Below are 16,030 nucleotides of genomic sequence, written 5' to 3'. Positions count from 1 at the left end.
TGGCTTACGTCTTCAACATCCTTAAATTTGTGGCTTGGCCGGATGTTGGTGATGCTCCACTGACCCTCTGTGTACTAGGGAAAAAACCATCAATAGAGACTCTGAATCGTCTTTCCGGTCGCATCATCGGCAACCGCTCTCTGGAAGTTCGCCATATAGAGGCAACCCATCAGGCGGCCAACTGCCATGCTGTTTTTCTCAGCACCCTGGTCAACGGTCAACTTCCGGCCACCCTCAAAACCCTGGGCCACCACCATCCACTGACCATCAGCGATCTACCCCAATTTGCTGAAGTGGGTGGCATGGTATCCCTTTTTGAAGATGACTCTTATTTGCGCCTGGGGGTCAATCTGGGAGCTTTGAAAGAAAACGGTCTTTCCATCAGCTCGGAACTTCTTGAAATCGCCGCCAAGGTGATCCCATGAGCCAAACCCCCAAGAGCACTCCCCCACCCACTGAGGGAAATATTTCCAACCCCGCCACCACCTCCCCCTCCCGGTTTTCCGCCAAGAGTAACCAGGGTGGCAGAGGATCGATTCGGGGTCGGGTTTTTTTATTTACCACGGTTGCCGTTTCCATCAGCTTTGCCCTGACCTTTTTTATCGTCATTTATCAACAGTGGCAGATGTTGTCCTACCAGCTGCTCAACTCCCTCTCTGCCCAAACCCAGCTGGTTGCTGCCAACAGCGTGGGGGCCATGGCCTTCCAGGATGCCCAGGCCGCCAATAAACGCCTGACCATTCTAGCCGCCATTCCCGAAGTTCTGGCAGCCGAACTCCGCCTCGCCAACGACCAACCCCTCACCCACTTTGAAAAGCCGGGCCAGACCTACCAGCCCCAATCGGAATGGCATCCCAGCCAAGGGGTGAAATGGGGCCAAAAAGAGCTATATGTGGCAGCGGATGTGCTGTGGGAAGATGAATACCTGGGCCAGGTGCGGGTGAGGGCCACACTCCAGCCTTTTCACGAATTGATGTTTCAAAACATCCTCAAAATGGCCGGGGTGTTTCTCCTGGCCTTGGGTGGGGCTCTGTTGTTGGCCAATCTTCTCCTGGGGCAAATCACCGCCCCCCTCACTCGCCTCACCCGATTGACGGTCAATGTTTCCAACAACCGGGACTATGCCATGCGCGCCCGAGAAGAGGGGAGCGGCGAGCTTTTATGGTTGGCTGAGGGGTTCAATCACATGTTGGCAGGGATTCAGGAGCGGGATCAGGAGCTTCTGGCCCACCGCAACCACCTGGAAAGCCTGGTACAAACCCGAACGGAAGAGCTGCAACGGGCCAAGGAAGCCGCTGAGTCGGCCAATCAGGCCAAGTCGGAATTTTTAGCCACCATGAGTCACGAAATCCGCACCCCCATGAACGGCATTCAGGGAATGGTGGATCTGCTGCTGTTGACCGATCTGAATGCCACCCAGCATGGCTATCTGGATACCATCACCGCTTCCAACAAGGCCCTATTGGCTATTTTGAACGATGTCCTGGACCTCTCCAAAATCGAAGCGGGCAAGCTTGAGGTTCAGTTCAATGATTTTTCCCTGGCAGAACTGATCACCGAAACCACCGACCTGCTTTCGGCTCCGGCCAACACCAAGGGATTGGCGCTACAAGTTGAAATGGCCAGCGATCTACCTCGCCTGATCCGCACCGATCCGGTCCGCTTGCGCCAGACGTTGATCAACCTGATCGGCAATGCCATCAAGTTTACCGCCAAGGGCAGTGTCACGGTGCGGGTGGAGCGGGGAGAGCCGACTTCTTCTGGCAAGGAAACGCTGCTTTTTTCGGTCGTGGATACCGGCATCGGCATCCCGGAAGATGTCCAGGAGGGGATGTTCGAACCTTTTGTCCAAAAGGATTCCAGCATCAGCCGCCGTTATGGGGGGACGGGATTGGGGTTGGCCATCTGCAAGCGCTTGGTGGATATGATGGAGGGTGAGATCAACTTGCAGAGCGTTGAAGGAGAAGGGAGCACCTTTTTGGTCTCCCTTCCCTTTGAAAAACCAATAAAACCCTTTTTAATGCCCCATGAGGCGGATCTGCCATCCATCCAACTCCCCCCTCTGGCCATCCTTCTGGTGGAAGACGACCAGGTGAGCCGGTTGGTGGCCCAAAAACTATTGGAAGCGGAAGGCCATCGGATTACGGTGTGTGAAAATGGCCTGGAAGCGTTGGAAACTCTGGATAAAATGGATGAAAATTCCTTTGATGCCGTTTTGATGGATATCCGCATGCCCCGCATGGATGGCATCGAAGCCACCCGCCGCATCCGAGCTTGGGATAACCCGGTATTGGCCAACCTACCGGTGATTGCTCTCACTGCGGACCTGCTGACCGATACGGTGGATATGTGTCATGCAGCGGGTATGGACGGAGTCACAGCCAAGCCCATCGTGGCTGGGGAAGTGTTGAAGGTGATCGCCCACATTCGGGAAGAGCGGCTGAAAGGCTGACGGATCGAATTCCACCAGCAAAATTCCACCGCACTTTTTCTGAAACAACGGATCCCCCACGCCAGAAGCAATCTTTCTTAACGAAAAAGGGGCCATGGGGCGATTCTCTCTCCTGATATTTTTCCTCCTCCTGGGGTTCGGAGGATGGCAGCTCTTCACCCACACTTCCAGCTGGTCCTTTTATGGGATGATAATCGGCAGCATACTGGGCCTATTTTCAACCCTCTCTGATGGATCGTTCACACTGGTTGAGCTGGTAATGAATATTCTATGGCTGGGGCTTGTGATGGCTCTCCTGGGAACCTTTGTGGGGTGGCTGGCATAAGGCCCCCCCTAATTCGATTGGGCTGCCCCTCTCCACCACCTGAATGGCCCACCCGAAGCCCCCTCACACGAACAACTATTATCTTTCAGCACTTTCCTGTCGGCGCTTCCTTCGTCATTCCACCAAGCTGCTGAAGAGATGTGCCACTCTCTAACGGTCTTGAAACATGAAAACAGCTCAATCCGGCGACCGGAAACATATCGACCTCACTTCACAACCTTGAGTACGACGTGTACTTCCTTGACCACATTGTTGTATTGACTGATCGCCCGACGAATATCCTCCTCTTGGCAGACCCCGGTATTGAGCTTTTCCATCCAAGCCGGATCCAACAGCAGAGTGGTCTTGACCACTTCAAAATCCACATCCAGCTGTAGCCCAAGAGGTGTGTTGGATCGCCCCTCCCTCTGCCATTGCCGATTACTGGCCTTGGAAAAAAGCATCAAGCCATCACCGGTAATGGCCCGAACGTGACTCGGATCATTGATAAAATCATCGTGTCGGGGGTGAGGAAGACGGATATCAATCAAAGCCTGTGAAGCACAAACCCGGTAAAGCTCCTGAATGATGGCAAAATATAGCTCTGTGGTAGCGCCCAGATGTTCCAAAACGTGATGGGCTGCCACCTCAACCACCGAATCATCCTCCCAAGGCCAGGGGGTGCTCTCCAGATCGTGCAACAGATCCGGAGAACCATATTTATCCACATTGATAAACCCCGGCAGCCGTCGCTCCCCACACCCCAAATTGAGTCGAATCGACATACATTCCCCTCATCAGATAGCTACGTTTACACGCAATATCCCATTCAGCATATCAACCAGCGCACTCTAAACAAAAACGCCCCTCCAGTCTCCCGGAGAGGCGTTTTTTTGTTTACAGCTATCAGGCTGGAATCAGGCGAATTTTTTCAACACATCCGCTGACACCACCTGCTGATTCAAAGCGGAATCGGTCCAGCTACCACCCCAGGCCAGCACAAAGAGCTGGGAATAGTAGACCACCGGGATGTTAAAGTTGGTACCAAACATCTGATTCACTTTGGACTGATACACTTCCACATTGAGCTGACAGACCGGGCACGGAGTAACAATCACTTCCGCGCCATTGTCCGCTGCCGCCTGGAGAATATCCTTGATCAGGGCGCAGGATTTGTCATTCTCCGAAAAAGCCAAAGCGCCGCCACAGCAAGCGACTTTTTTGTCGAAAGGAACCGCCGTAGCCCCCACCGCTTCGATCATCTTGTCCAGATATTCAGGATTTTCGAAGCTGTCGCCACAGATACCGAAGGGGCGGTTGGTCTGGCAACCCACATAACCGGCCATCTTGATCCCGGTCAGAGGCTTGGTGACCTTGGCTTTCAGGGCGTCCCAACCAAAATCCTCAATCAGCACCTCCACCATATGCCGGGTCTTGATGCCCCCGTCATAGGAAAGATCGGCTTCTTTAAGGGCGGTATTGAGATCGGCCTTGACCTGGGGCTCCTCATCAATGCGCTCGGCGGTCTCCCGCATGGCGAGCCAGCAGGCCGCACAAGTCGCTACCAGATCCTTGTCCCCCTGCTGCTGCTTGGCCAGGGCAAAATTACGGGCCGACATGGCCATACGGGGCAACTCACCGCCACCGGCATAGCCGATGGAAGCGGAACAGCAGTTCCAGTCATCGATTTCGTTCAGCTTGATGCCCAGCATCTTACACATCGCATGGACCGAATTTTCCATGTTGGCGGCCGAGGCACCCTTCTCGGAGCTGCAACCGGGGTAAAAGGTGTACTCCTTCATCCTTAAGCCTCCTTATGCTTGCTTTCCAACTCCGAGGCCTTGTCCAACATGGCCTTGAAACCGGCATAACCTTTGATTTTGCCCCGGAAGGGGATGGGATTGAGACGCTTGGTCTTGAGCATGCCAATGGCTTGGTCTTTCATCTCCAAGCCCATCTTGATGCCGGAACCCAGGCCATCCACAAAATAGAGCCGCATGGTGAGAAGCGCTTCGGCCACCCGCCCCGTCGCGGTGATGTTTTCCCAAAAAATATCCTTGGCAAAACGGTGGGTCGGCTGTTTAGGATCGGCCATACCCTGCTCGGAGGCATAACGCGCCAAGCCATGAACGATATGGGTAATGGGCAAGCCCCGGGGACAGCGGGCGATGCAGTTGTAGCACGAGGTGCACATCCACATGGAGGAGCTTTTCAATACCTCCTCTTTCTTCCCCCCCCGTACCATCTGAAAGAGCTGGCGTGGGGAATGCTCCCAGTGGGGCCCCAAGGGGCAGGATCCGGCACATACGCCGCACTGCATACACATCTTGATCCAATGCCCCATCTCGGATTTTTCATAGACGTCTCGGGCAAAGGAGAGGTCGTAAGCCATGATTTGATCTCCTGTCGGAACACTTCAGAAAAAAAACCGGAAGGCGGCAGCGCCGCCCCCCGGGCATTTTTGGTCTAGAACTCCTTGTAGGGGTTCGGATCAAACTCATCAAGATCTTCAACAAACTTGTTGATCGCCCCAGGCAGGGTTTCGGAGTCAACGATATTGACCTCGATCATCTTCACCCGCTCGCTCTCCAGTTGCAGCCGGTCCAACGTCTCCGAAACCTTGGAGAGGCGGATTTCAGCCAGCGCCGAGCCCCGCACGTTGTGGCACTGATAGTCTTCACCGTGACGGCAGCCCATGAGCATGACGCCATCATAACCGGTGGACATCGCATCAGCGATCCACACCAGACTCATGGAGCCCATGCAGCGCAGTTGAATGAAGCGGACATAAGGACTGATCTTGGCTCCCTTGGTCGCCGCCATATCCAGAGCAGGCATGGCGTCGTTCTGACAGCCAAGAACCAAAATACGCGGCTTCTCTTCGTCCTCCTCGGGAATTTCGCACTCCTTCAACATGGCACCGATCATATCCACCGAATAGTTGTCGAAGGAGATGATTTTTTGAGGACAGGCCCCCATACAGGTGGAGCAGCGGCGGCAACGGGTGGGATTGAAGAGGGGGTTGCCCTTTTCATCCTCGTTGATCGCCCCGAAAGGACACTCCTCGGTACAACGCTTACACTGGGTACAGCCATCTTCCCGAAAGGAAGGATAGGAGAGATCCCCAGCCCGGGGATGGACGGCGGCCCCCCGGGAGACCGATTCCACAACCTGGATCGCCTTTAAGGCGGCCCCCGTGGCATCAGACATCGCCGCAGCTGCCGTCATGGGACGCCTGGCGGGACCAGCCGCATAGATGCCGGTACGCCGGGTTTCATAAGGGAAGCAGATAAAGTGGGAATCCGGAAAACCCCATTTCAACTCGGGCAGACTCGGACCCTGACGGTATTGGAGATTCAGCACCTGTTTGACCGCCCCCTCGTCCACATCTCCCATCGGAGAAGGATTGTTGGGATCAACCGTGTCGATGTTGGGCGTCATACCGGTAGCCAAAACCAGGAGATCCACTTCCAGATTTTCAGTGGCCCGCAGGAGCTTGTCGTCCACTTCGACGCTCAAGCCGCCGCCGGAACCCTTGGCGACCTTTTTCACATCCCCCTTGATGAAGACGCTGCCTTCATCCTGGGCCTTACGGTAAAAATCCTCCATCTGACCCGGAGTACGGATCTCCTGATAGATCAGGTAGGTGGAGGCATCCGCATACTGCTCCTTCACATTCAGCGCCTGCTTCATGGAGTAGGTGCAGCAAGCCCCGGAGCAATATTCCAGATGCTCCTTGTCCCGGGAACCGGCACAGAGTGAAAACGCCACCCGCTTGGCCGGTTGTCCATCGGAAGGACGGTTGATCTTGCCCGCCTTCACCATCTCCTCAAACTCCATGGAGGTGATGACATCGGCGTTGTCGCTGTGACCCAGGTGGGGCAGCTTGGCCGGATCGTAGGTTTCGGAACCGGTGGTGAGGATGATGGCCCCCACCCGCTCGTGTACGTCACCTGAGCCGTTCTTGATGGTGAGATCAAAGAGTCCGGGAGCGCCGGTCGTCTGCATCACCCGGGCATTGGTCAGCACCGTGATGTTGGCGTCGTTATTGACCGCCTCGATCAGAGCTGGGACCGGATTCTCTTCCAGATAGTTGTAGGGGGCCTTGGTGGGGGAGATATTCTTCATCTTGCCGATACGCCCACCCAGCTCTGCCTCCTTTTCCACCAGGATGGTTTTGTAACCGGTGGCCGCTGCTTCCTTCGCTGCGGTCATACCGGTAATACCACCACCCACCACCAGAATCTGCTTGGAAAAGTTATCATCAATGAAGGGCTTGGGGGTGTTCATCTTTTTGATCTTGACGCACCCCATGCGGATATAATCCTCACCCGCCATCTGCAGATCTTCTTCAGCCTCCTCGACCCCTTCTTCAACCGGATGGATCCAGAGGGCATTTTCCCGCAGGCTCACCCGTTCCATCAGCTCGGTACCAAAGCGGAACTCTTCGACCTTTACCCGAGGGGAGCAGGCCGCGATGACCAGTGCATTCACTCCTTCGGATTCCATGTCCTGACGGATCATGGCGACCCCTTCGGGTCCGCAGAGGAGTTCGTGATTTTTGACTACCGGAACTTTCTGTTCCTTGGCAGCAACAGCACCGAGGGCGTCCACATCCATGGCATCGCCAATTCCACAGCCGGTGCAAATATAACAGCCGATCTTCTTATCCATGGTTGATCAACCTCCCTTCGCCACGGTTTGAATCGCTTTCAAGGCCATGGCGGTGCTCGATTGAACCGAGCTGGCCACGTCCACCGGAGCGGTAGAGCAGCCACTGGCATGGATGCCACTCCCCTGGTTTACCACAAATCCGTAGTCGTCATAGGTGACCCCTTCTGCGGGCACCCGACTGGTGTCGGAGTTGGGCTCCATACCGGTTGCGAGAACCACCATGTCGTATTCATCGGCATACCGCTCACCGGTGAGGGTATCTTCGCCCACGACGATGGGATTTTTGTTTTCCGGATTTTCATCGATGCGGGCGGGCTTGGACTTGATCCAGCGAATGCCGGTATCAGCCTGTACCTTTTGCTGGAACGCCTCATAGCGATCCATGGCCCGAAGGTCGATATAATAAACCGTAATGGTGGCGTCGGGATGCTGCTCCCGGACATATTGGGTCTGCTTCATGGAGGCCAGGCAGCAGATCCGGGAACAGAAGGGCAGATAGTTGTGATCCCGGGAACCCGCACACTGGATAAAGGCGATATTCTTCACCTCTTTGCCATCCGAGGGGCGGGTGATCTTGCCTTCGGTAGAACCAGTGACAGAGGCAAGCCGCTCGAAACGCATGTTGGTGGTGACGTTGTCAAAGCGGCCAAACCCATAGGGGAGGATCTTTTCAGCGTCGTATGGCTTCCAACCGGTGGCCCACACCACGCTGCCGACATTCAGCTCCATGGTTTCGGCTTGCTGGTCCAGCTCGATGGCACCGGCATCGCACACCTCGACCAGCTTTTTGGCGGCATCGGTTCCTGCAAACTCGGGATCCATGAAATAGCGGTTGGGAAAAGCCATCTGGTGGGCGTTGCGAATCGCCTTCACCTTGCCCAGACCAAAGTCGAAAGGATTGTCCACTTCGGTGTCACACGCCTTGGAACAGTCACCGCAAGCGGTGCACTTTTCGTTGACAAAGCGGGGGTTCTGACGAATACGAGCGGTATAGTTGCCTGGACCGCCGGTAATTTCTTCCACTTCCGCCAGGGTATGAACGCGAATCCGGTCATTGTTGCGGATTCGTTGGAAGTTGATTTCCAGTCCGCAGGAGGGACTGCACAGCTTGGGGAAATACTTGTGGTGTTGGGACACTCTACCGCCGAGTTGGGGCTCCTTCTCGACCAGAATGACATCGTATCCAACCTCAGCGGCTTCTACCGCTGTGGTCAGACCGCTTATCCCACCTCCCACGACCAAAATTGTTCGGTTCGTGGCGTTACCGTCGGCCATGATTCACCTCTCCGAAAAGGTGTGTGTGTGGATGAGGGCCTGCCCCCGGTAGCCGTATGGGAATTCCCGGTGTGGCGGCAGACCATTTTGTCACCTTGCTGACTGCTCAAACTGCGGAATGTGACACTATTCGAATATTAGAGGTTGCTGAAACGTTTTACAATGATAAATAATACTGATCAATGATAAGCGTTATTTATTAGTACAAGTTTTAACAACAAATACAGCTATTTAACTCTCCACCAGAGAGACGCATCCCCCCATCGAAAAAAATAATTCCTCTTCCCGTGGAGACCACATTGAACCCACCCAGACCATCCGACGCAGGGATCCTCAGGAAAGCTCTCTCACCCCCACCAGGAACTCCCAAAGACCAAGACGACTCTGAATCCTTAAAGGATGTCTCTTAACCCTTTGTAACCCTTCCCTTTGGGAACTATGCTTTCGAGAGACTAAAAATACCACATCCCGACCGAGCCGAAAAAGGGACCGATATATGAATCACGACGCTTTTGAGCTTCTCCACCGCGAGCCGGTGGCCACCCTGAATCTGACTGTGGAGTCCTATCGCCACCGGGTAACCGGCGCGCGCCATCTCCACCTCGCAGCTGATGACCCCCACAACGCCTTTTTGGTGGCTTTTTTGACCCTGCCCCAGGACTCCACCGGCATCGCCCATATTTTGGAGCACACCGCACTCTGCGGCTCTACCCGCTATCCGGTACGGGATCCCTTTTTCATGATGATCCGCCGCTCCCTCTCCACCTTCATGAATGCCTTTACCGCTAGCGACTGGACGGCCTACCCCTTTGCCAGCCAGTCTCGCAAGGATTTTCAAAATCTCCTGCAGGTCTATCTCGATGCGGCTTTCTTCCCCAACCTGGAGGAGATGGATTTTGCCCAGGAGGGGTGGCGGCTGGAGTTCGACAAGATGGATGATCCGGATTCCGAGCTACTCTTCAAGGGGGTGGTGTTCAACGAAATGAAAGGGGCCATGAGCTCCCCCAGTCGCGTCCTCTGGGAAAAACTCGCCCGCCATCTGTTCCCCACTATCACCTACCACCATAATAGTGGCGGCGATCCGGAAAAAATTCCCGATCTCACCTGGGCTGATCTCAAGGCCTTTCACGCCCGGCACTATCACCCCTCCAATGCCATCTTCATGACCTACGGCGATATCCCCGCCCATGAACAGCAGGCCTCCTTCGAGGAGTTGGCCTTGAGCCGCTTCGAAAAGATGCCGGTGGAGTTTGCCGTCACCGATGAAAAACGCCTCACCCAACCCCTCCGGGTAGAGGAGAGCTATGCCCTGGATGCAGGCAGTGCCACCACCGCTCGAACCCACATCATTGTAGGCTGGCTGTTGGATAAATCCATCGATCTGGAGACCCTGCTCAGAGCCCATCTGCTCTCCGGGGTGTTGCTGGACAACTCCTCCTCCCCCCTCCTCCACGCTTTGGAAACCACTGAACTGGGTAGCGCCCCCTCCCCGGCCTGTGGGCTGGACGACTCCTCCCGGGAGATGGTCTTCGTCTGCGGGGTGGAAGGATCAGAAGTGGAGCGGGCCGATGAGGTGGAAAGCCTGGTGTTGGGAGTGCTCGAAAAGATTGCCCGGGAGGGGGTCGATCCGTCACGGGTGGAGTCCGTGTTGCACCAACTGGAACTCTCCCGCCGGGAAGTGGGGGGTAACGGCTACCCTTACGGCCTGAAGATGATGCTGAACGCCTTGACCCCGGCCCTGCACCACGGCGACCCGGTCCAAGCCCTGGCGCTGGATCCCGCTTTGGAAAAATTGCGTCAGGATGTCGCTGATCCCGGCTTCGTCTCCAAGCTCGTACAGGAGTGGTTGCTCGACAACCCCCATCGGGTACGCCTGGTGCTCAAACCCGACACCCAACTGGATGGCGAACGCCGAGCCAGAGAGCAAGCCCGACTCGCAGCCCTCAAGAGCGCCATGAGCCCGGCGGAAAAACAGCAGGTCATCGACAACGCCCTGAAACTCAAAGCCCGCCAGGAAGAACCCGACAACCCGGAAGTTTTGCCCCGGGTGCGCCTGAGCGATGTCCCCCCCAACCTGACCATTCCCACGGGGGAGGAAAAATCCGGACAGCATTTTAAAACCACCTGGTTCGACTGCCCCACCAATGGCCTGGTCTATCAGCAGCTGATCAGTCCCCTGCCGGATTTAAGCCAGGAGCAGACCGAAATCCTGCCCCTTTTCACCTCTTTTCTCACCGAGGTGGGCAACGGCCAACAGGATTACCTGCAAACCCAGGCCGAACAGGCTGCGGTGTGTGGAGGAATCGCCGCCCGTGCCGCCACCCGGGGTGGGGTGGATAACGTACAAAATATCAGCAGTGCCTTTGTGGTCTCCGGCAAAGCGCTGGTACGCAACCATGAACCCTTTTCCAGGCTTTTGGGTAATAGCCTGGGACAAGCCCGCTTCGACGAACTCCCCCGGCTGCGGGAGCTGGTGGCCCAGACCCGGGCCATGGCGGAATTGAAGGTGACCGACAACGGCCACGCCCTGGCCATGACCACCGCCACCAGTGGCATGAGTCCCACCGGAGCCCTGTCAGAATCCTGGGGAGGAATGACCGCCATCAAACGCCTCAAAACCTTGGACCAGGCCCTGGAGACCCCCTCGGAGCTGGAACGACTGGCCCAAACCCTGGAAGGCGTGCGGGATCGCATCCATCAAGCCCAGCCCCAAGTGGTGATTGTGGGCGAAAAAAACCAATTCGACCGCTTTGCCGAAACCCTGGACACCCTTTGGGGGGGGTGGCCAAAGGGAGAGGCTAATCCCACCCCCTTCAACCACCCGTCAGTGGCCACCAAGGTACGACGGGGATGGGCGACCGATACCCAGGTACACTTTTGTGCCAAAGCCTATCCGGCAGTGCCCTATACCCATGCGGATGCATCGACCCTTTTGGTGTTGGGCTATTTTCTGAAAAATGGCTATCTCCACCGAGCCATCCGGGAGCAAGGGGGAGCTTATGGGGCGGGGGCTGGACTGGATGCGGATGCCGGGGCGTTTCGATTTTTTTCCTATCGGGATCCCCGCTTGCTGGAAACCCTGAACGATTTCGACCGCTCCCTGGAATGGCTCATGGAAACCAAACACGAACCCCGCACCCTGGAAGAGGCGATATTGAGTGCCATTGCCAACATCGACCGTCCCGGCTCCCCGGCAGGTGAAGCGATGCGGGCCTTCCACGACCGCCATCACGGCAAAACTCCTGAGCTTCGCCATCTATTCAGGCAACGGGTGCTACAGGTTACCCTGGCGGACATGCAACGGGTTGGAGAAAAATATTTCATTGCCGACAACGCTTCCATCGGCATCGTCAGCCACGCCAAAGCCTTGGATGAGGTGCGGGAAACGTTGCAGTTGGAAGTGGCGGTATTGTGATCCACTGCAGATAATCCGATCATTGTCCCTCAATTATCCATCCGGTTAGGACAAACGCTACAGAAAGAGTCCTAACCGGATCCGATCTAAACGCCTGGAGGAGGCTGAAAATCATGCAAGGCTTGGAATCCGCACAAAGAACCTCCCCTCCCAAATGGCCCCGCTTGAAGGCTGTTCAAAAACCCAGCAGCTCCCCAGCTTGACGACACCCTGGCCCATTTCTCATGGAATCCCGGCACCTCAACTATCTCTCCCATTTTCAGTGCATTGGTGGGGCGTGTGAACTGAGCTGTTGCCGGGGATGGCCCATCAAACTGCTCAACGATGATCTCAACCGCTTGCGCCAGAGCCTTGGCGGTTCGGAAGCGATGCGCAAGCGCTTTGAGAGGCTTGTGGAGATGCCACAAAATCCAGCCACAGGGGATCAAAGAAAAGAAGGCCACGATGGGGAAAAAGCCTGTTTGAAAATGATTGATGGCGGGTGTGGCTTTCTGGATGGGGCAGGATTGTGCACCATACAAAATGACCATGGGGAGAACGCTCTGCCTTCGGTCTGCCGTCAATTTCCCCGCAACATCGCACGTTTCAGGGGGCGGTATGAGATCACCGCCTCCCTCGCCTGCCCTGAAATAGCCCGCCTCTGCCTCCTTCAGGAGCAGCCTATGGCGTGGACTGAAGGTGGCATACAAAACATTCCAGATACACCAACCCCTGCCAACGATCAAAACCCCTATCAGGACCACCAGCCAGCCATCCGGGATCTTTTCATCCAAGCCCTCAATCTGACCAGCTACCCTCTTCCCTCCAGGCTGGCTATTCTTGCCTATTTTGCCCATCGGGTGGATGCCTTTTTCAACCGGGATGCAGACACCTCATTTTCCTTGTCTCGACTGGAAAAGGAGATGACTCACATCCAACAGGAAAAAACCCGCCAGACCATCCACTCAGCCAGCCCCCTCTCCAAGCAGCCCCATCCGCTCACCCTACGGGTCATTCGAAGTTTGCTACGGGGTATGGTCATTTCTGAAGAGCAAGCTGGGGAAAGCGCCTTTATGCGGGAATTGCTGGGGCAAGCTTTCACAGGATATGGCGTTGACCCGAGCAATGAAGTGGCCATGGAGTCACTCATGGGGGTTTATCTGGAACGCAGGCTGTTTTGGCAGGATCAATTTCCGGAGGTTCTGGATCGGGTCTTTGAAAATTATTGCAAAAACCAGATTTTCTGGCGTGGACCCGCAGAGGCGCCGAGCTTGATGGTTTTTCTCTTGGATCTGGTGCTCTTCGTAGGGATGCTTAAATTTTTGCTGTTTGGCTACCTGGGTTCCCCCCGACAGATTTCCCAGGCTGAACTGGAAAAGGCGATCGAGAGAGTCTTCTCCCGTTTTTTCAAGGTCATGGGAGGGAAAAGCACCAATTTGAAGACGTTCCAGACATTTCAGCATCTGATGATGTTTATCGCCTTTTAAATCAGCTTACCCCCTCAAAACCTTCACACAATCCAGAAAAAACTCACCTGTTCAAACCAATCACGGCCATCATTCAGAGTCATTCATTTAAAGGATGTGGGCTAAGCAAAGAGTGATTTACCAACACAACAAACAAGAAATTATATTTATTAATAGACAAAATATTTCTACGCTTTGTAAACAGGAATCAATCCACAAAAAAGACGGAACACCCCCCTGAAGAACCGGCTGTATCCTAAAAACACACCACTAGGTGTGTGCGTTTTTTTGTCAGCTTTTTCAGCAATATACAAAACAAACCCTTCATAAAAAACACAACTCTTCACAAGCGGCCACAAACCATTTGTTACAATTTATCGTACAACTAACCTTGCCTTTTGCCTGAAAAATAGTGGAGAATGTCCGGCTAAATGTACATTCACAAAGCGGGGGGACATGCATGACCATTCGACAAAAATTTATCCTGTTTTTCATCTGCGCGGCTTTTCTACCTCTTGTCGTTTTCGGGGCCTACAATATCCTCTCCAGCTCCGATCGGATGGAAGAAGATATCAAAAGCCAGCTCAACACCCTGGCCAAGATCAAGCAAAAAACCCTGCAAGACTATCTCGACAACACCCAAGGGGTGCTCGCCTCCTTCTCCAAATCTCCCGAGCTGCACAACATGCTTCGGGAATACAAGAGCCTGGGCAAAGAGGCTGAAAAGGGACACGCCTACAAGGATTCCTTCGATCTCTTGCACAGCTACCAGGAAACCGTGTGGGGTAATCTCCATCACATCTTCATCACCGACACGACCGGTAAGGTGATTTTGAGCCCCCCCCACGGCAACTCCAAAGGCTCTCACTACGGCCACGATATCTCCCACAGCGCCTTCTTCCGCAAGGGGCTGCAGGAGTTCACCATCACCGACTTTTTCGGCTTTTCCGAAGCGACCCACTTCCATCAGCTCGCCATGCAGCCGGTCAAGGATGCCAAAGGGGCTACTCTGGGTATGGTCGTAGCTGAAGTGATGATCGCCTACCAAAACCAGATCCTGAAGGAAAACTTTCAGGAGGAGCATCCCGAAAACGTCTTCATCATGACCCTGGACGGTACCCGCATCGTCCACAACTCCGAAGAAAAAGCCCCCCCCTTGAAGCGATCCGGATTGCAGCCCGCCATCGCCCAAGGTGTGGCCTTCACCGAATTCACCAAAGAGTCGGGTGAGGAATATCTCGGCCTCTACCTACACGACAAACAATACCCTTGGGTCATTGGCATCGAGATGAGCCGGGATGAGATCTACAGCGCCATATCCAAGCAGACCCACACCTCCCTCATTCTCTTTTTGATCGTGGTGGTGATCGGTATCGTTGTCGCCCAATTTTTCTCCAAGTCCATTCTCAAACAGGTGGGTGGTGAGCCGGCTGAAATTCAATTGATCGCCGACCGCATCGCCAATGGCGATCTTCGGGACGATTGTGACTCCGCCATCTGTACCGGGCTGTATGCCGCCATCATGCGTATGGCGGAAAACCTGCAAAAAATCGTCGGCCAGGTGGGGAATGCCACAGGGCACGTCAACGAAAGCTCCGGCCAACTTTCTGAAGTTTCCGGACAGCTCTCCCAGGCCGCTTCCGATCAAGCCGCCTCCATCGAAGAGACCTCCTCAGCCATGGAAGAGATGGCTGGTAATATCCAGCAAAATACCGACAATGCCGCCACCACCGAAACCATTGCCCAGAAGGCGGCCAACGATGCGGTAGAAGGGGGTAAAGCGGTGGGTCAGGCGGTGAATGCCATGAAGGAGATCGCTGACAAAATTTCCATCATCGAAGAGATCGCCCGACAAACCAATCTCCTGGCCCTGAATGCGGCCATTGAGGCGGCCAGAGCTGGTGAGCACGGCAAGGGATTTGCGGTGGTGGCTGCAGAAGTGCGTAAACTGGCGGAACGCAGCCAAACTGCGGCAGGAGAGATCAGCAGTCTCTCTGCTTCCAGCGTGCAGGTAGCGGAAGAGGCCGGATCCATGTTGGAAAAATTGGTCCCGGATATCGAACGCACCTCAGAGCTGGTTCAAGAGATCGCCTCTTCCAGTCGGGAGCAAAACGAAGGAGTGGGTCAGATCAACTCAGCAGTACAGCAGCTGGACAGCATGATCCAACGCAACGCCGGTGCCGCCCACAAAATGTCCAACACTGCCGAGGTTCTAAGCTCCCAGGCAGACAACCTTTCCCAAGCCATGGGCTTCTTCACCACCAAGAATGGTGGAAGTCGGGCTGCCGCTCCCAGAAAGAAGAGCGTTTCAGCTCCCTCGGGGGGGGCACCTCGCGCCCTACCAGCCCCCAAGGCCCAGGGTGGTGGTAACTCCGATGGCTTCAGCCTCGATATGGCTGGCAGCTCCAGAGGAGACGACGAGTTCGAAAAATTTTAGATCCAAGAGATCCATTGGCCCCGTGCCG

The 16,030-nt window shown here is 55.1% G+C and carries 10 protein-coding genes; 5 read left to right on the top strand and 5 right to left on the bottom strand.

Annotated elements, in window-relative coordinates; translation table 11 throughout:
• Positions 1-425: YfiR family protein (locus HQL52_06250; protein ID MBF0369041.1), on the top strand; the 425-nt coding region annotated here is incomplete at its 5' end.
• On the top strand, positions 422-2,452 hold the full coding sequence (locus tag HQL52_06245; protein ID MBF0369040.1) for a response regulator: 2,031 nt from the start codon (positions 422-424) through the stop codon (positions 2,450-2,452). The genes HQL52_06250 and HQL52_06245, both read left to right, overlap by 4 nt.
• Before the next feature lie 531 nt (positions 2,453-2,983).
• Here the strand turns inward: HQL52_06245 and HQL52_06240 are convergent.
• The 5 genes from HQL52_06240 to HQL52_06220 form a co-directional block, all read right to left on the bottom strand.
• Complete coding sequence (locus HQL52_06240) at positions 2,984-3,541, bottom strand: hypothetical protein (protein MBF0369039.1); 558 nt, start codon at positions 3,539-3,541, stop codon at positions 2,984-2,986.
• A gap of 132 nt (positions 3,542-3,673) precedes the next feature.
• Entirely contained in the window at positions 3,674-4,558 is an 885-nt protein-coding gene (locus HQL52_06235; protein MBF0369038.1) for a CoB--CoM heterodisulfide reductase iron-sulfur subunit B family protein, read from the bottom strand.
• Between the two features lie 2 nt (positions 4,559-4,560).
• Complete coding sequence (locus HQL52_06230) at positions 4,561-5,148, bottom strand: 4Fe-4S dicluster domain-containing protein (GenBank protein MBF0369037.1); 588 nt, start codon at positions 5,146-5,148, stop codon at positions 4,561-4,563.
• A 74-nt stretch (positions 5,149-5,222) separates the two neighbouring features.
• Positions 5,223-7,430, bottom strand: coding sequence for a hydrogenase iron-sulfur subunit (locus HQL52_06225; GenBank protein MBF0369036.1), 2,208 nt, complete (start codon positions 7,428-7,430; stop codon positions 5,223-5,225).
• 6 nt (positions 7,431-7,436) lie between these two features.
• Positions 7,437-8,705, bottom strand: a complete 1,269-nt coding sequence (locus HQL52_06220; protein MBF0369035.1) for a CoB--CoM heterodisulfide reductase iron-sulfur subunit A family protein — start codon at positions 8,703-8,705, stop codon at positions 7,437-7,439.
• A gap of 496 nt (positions 8,706-9,201) precedes the next feature.
• On the opposite strand from HQL52_06220, the gene HQL52_06215 reads away from it, so the two are divergent.
• The 3 genes from HQL52_06215 to HQL52_06205 all read left to right on the top strand — a co-directional run bounded on the left by HQL52_06215 (position 9,202) and on the right by HQL52_06205 (position 16,002).
• Positions 9,202-12,120 carry an insulinase family protein gene (locus HQL52_06215; protein ID MBF0369034.1) on the top strand — a complete coding sequence of 973 codons (2,919 nt, stop codon included), beginning with the start codon at positions 9,202-9,204 and terminating at the stop codon, positions 12,118-12,120.
• A 224-nt stretch (positions 12,121-12,344) separates the two neighbouring features.
• Complete coding sequence (gene fliB / locus HQL52_06210; protein ID MBF0369033.1) at positions 12,345-13,586, top strand: flagellin lysine-N-methylase; 1,242 nt, start codon at positions 12,345-12,347, stop codon at positions 13,584-13,586.
• Positions 13,587-14,025: 439 nt separating this feature from the next.
• Complete coding sequence (locus HQL52_06205; protein MBF0369032.1) at positions 14,026-16,002, top strand: methyl-accepting chemotaxis protein; 1,977 nt, start codon at positions 14,026-14,028, stop codon at positions 16,000-16,002.
• The last annotated feature ends 28 nt before the right edge of the window (positions 16,003-16,030 follow it).

It is taken from the genome of Magnetococcales bacterium, from assembly GCA_015232395.1.
GTDB lineage: Bacteria > Pseudomonadota > Magnetococcia > Magnetococcales > JADFZT01 > JADFZT01.
The sequence above is the reverse complement of the archived record's forward strand: the minus strand, read 5'-3'. Positions and strand labels throughout refer to the sequence as shown.

Bases quoted from the DNA above. Each gene is read 5' to 3' on its own strand.
- fliB (MBF0369033.1), top strand. From the start codon at position 12,345: ATGGAATCCCGGCACCTCAACTATCTCTCCCATTTTCAGTGCATTGGT.
- HQL52_06225 (MBF0369036.1), bottom strand. From the start codon at position 7,430: ATGGATAAGAAGATCGGCTGTTATATTTGCACCGGCTGTGGAATTGGC.
- HQL52_06220 (MBF0369035.1), bottom strand. From the start codon at position 8,705: ATGGCCGACGGTAACGCCACGAACCGAACAATTTTGGTCGTGGGAGGT.
- HQL52_06245 (MBF0369040.1), top strand. From the start codon at position 422: ATGAGCCAAACCCCCAAGAGCACTCCCCCACCCACTGAGGGAAATATT.
- HQL52_06235 (MBF0369038.1), bottom strand. From the start codon at position 4,558: ATGAAGGAGTACACCTTTTACCCCGGTTGCAGCTCCGAGAAGGGTGCC.
- HQL52_06215 (MBF0369034.1), top strand. From the start codon at position 9,202: ATGAATCACGACGCTTTTGAGCTTCTCCACCGCGAGCCGGTGGCCACC.
- HQL52_06240 (MBF0369039.1), bottom strand. From the start codon at position 3,541: ATGTCGATTCGACTCAATTTGGGGTGTGGGGAGCGACGGCTGCCGGGG.
- HQL52_06230 (MBF0369037.1), bottom strand. From the start codon at position 5,148: ATGGCTTACGACCTCTCCTTTGCCCGAGACGTCTATGAAAAATCCGAG.
- HQL52_06205 (MBF0369032.1), top strand. From the start codon at position 14,026: ATGACCATTCGACAAAAATTTATCCTGTTTTTCATCTGCGCGGCTTTT.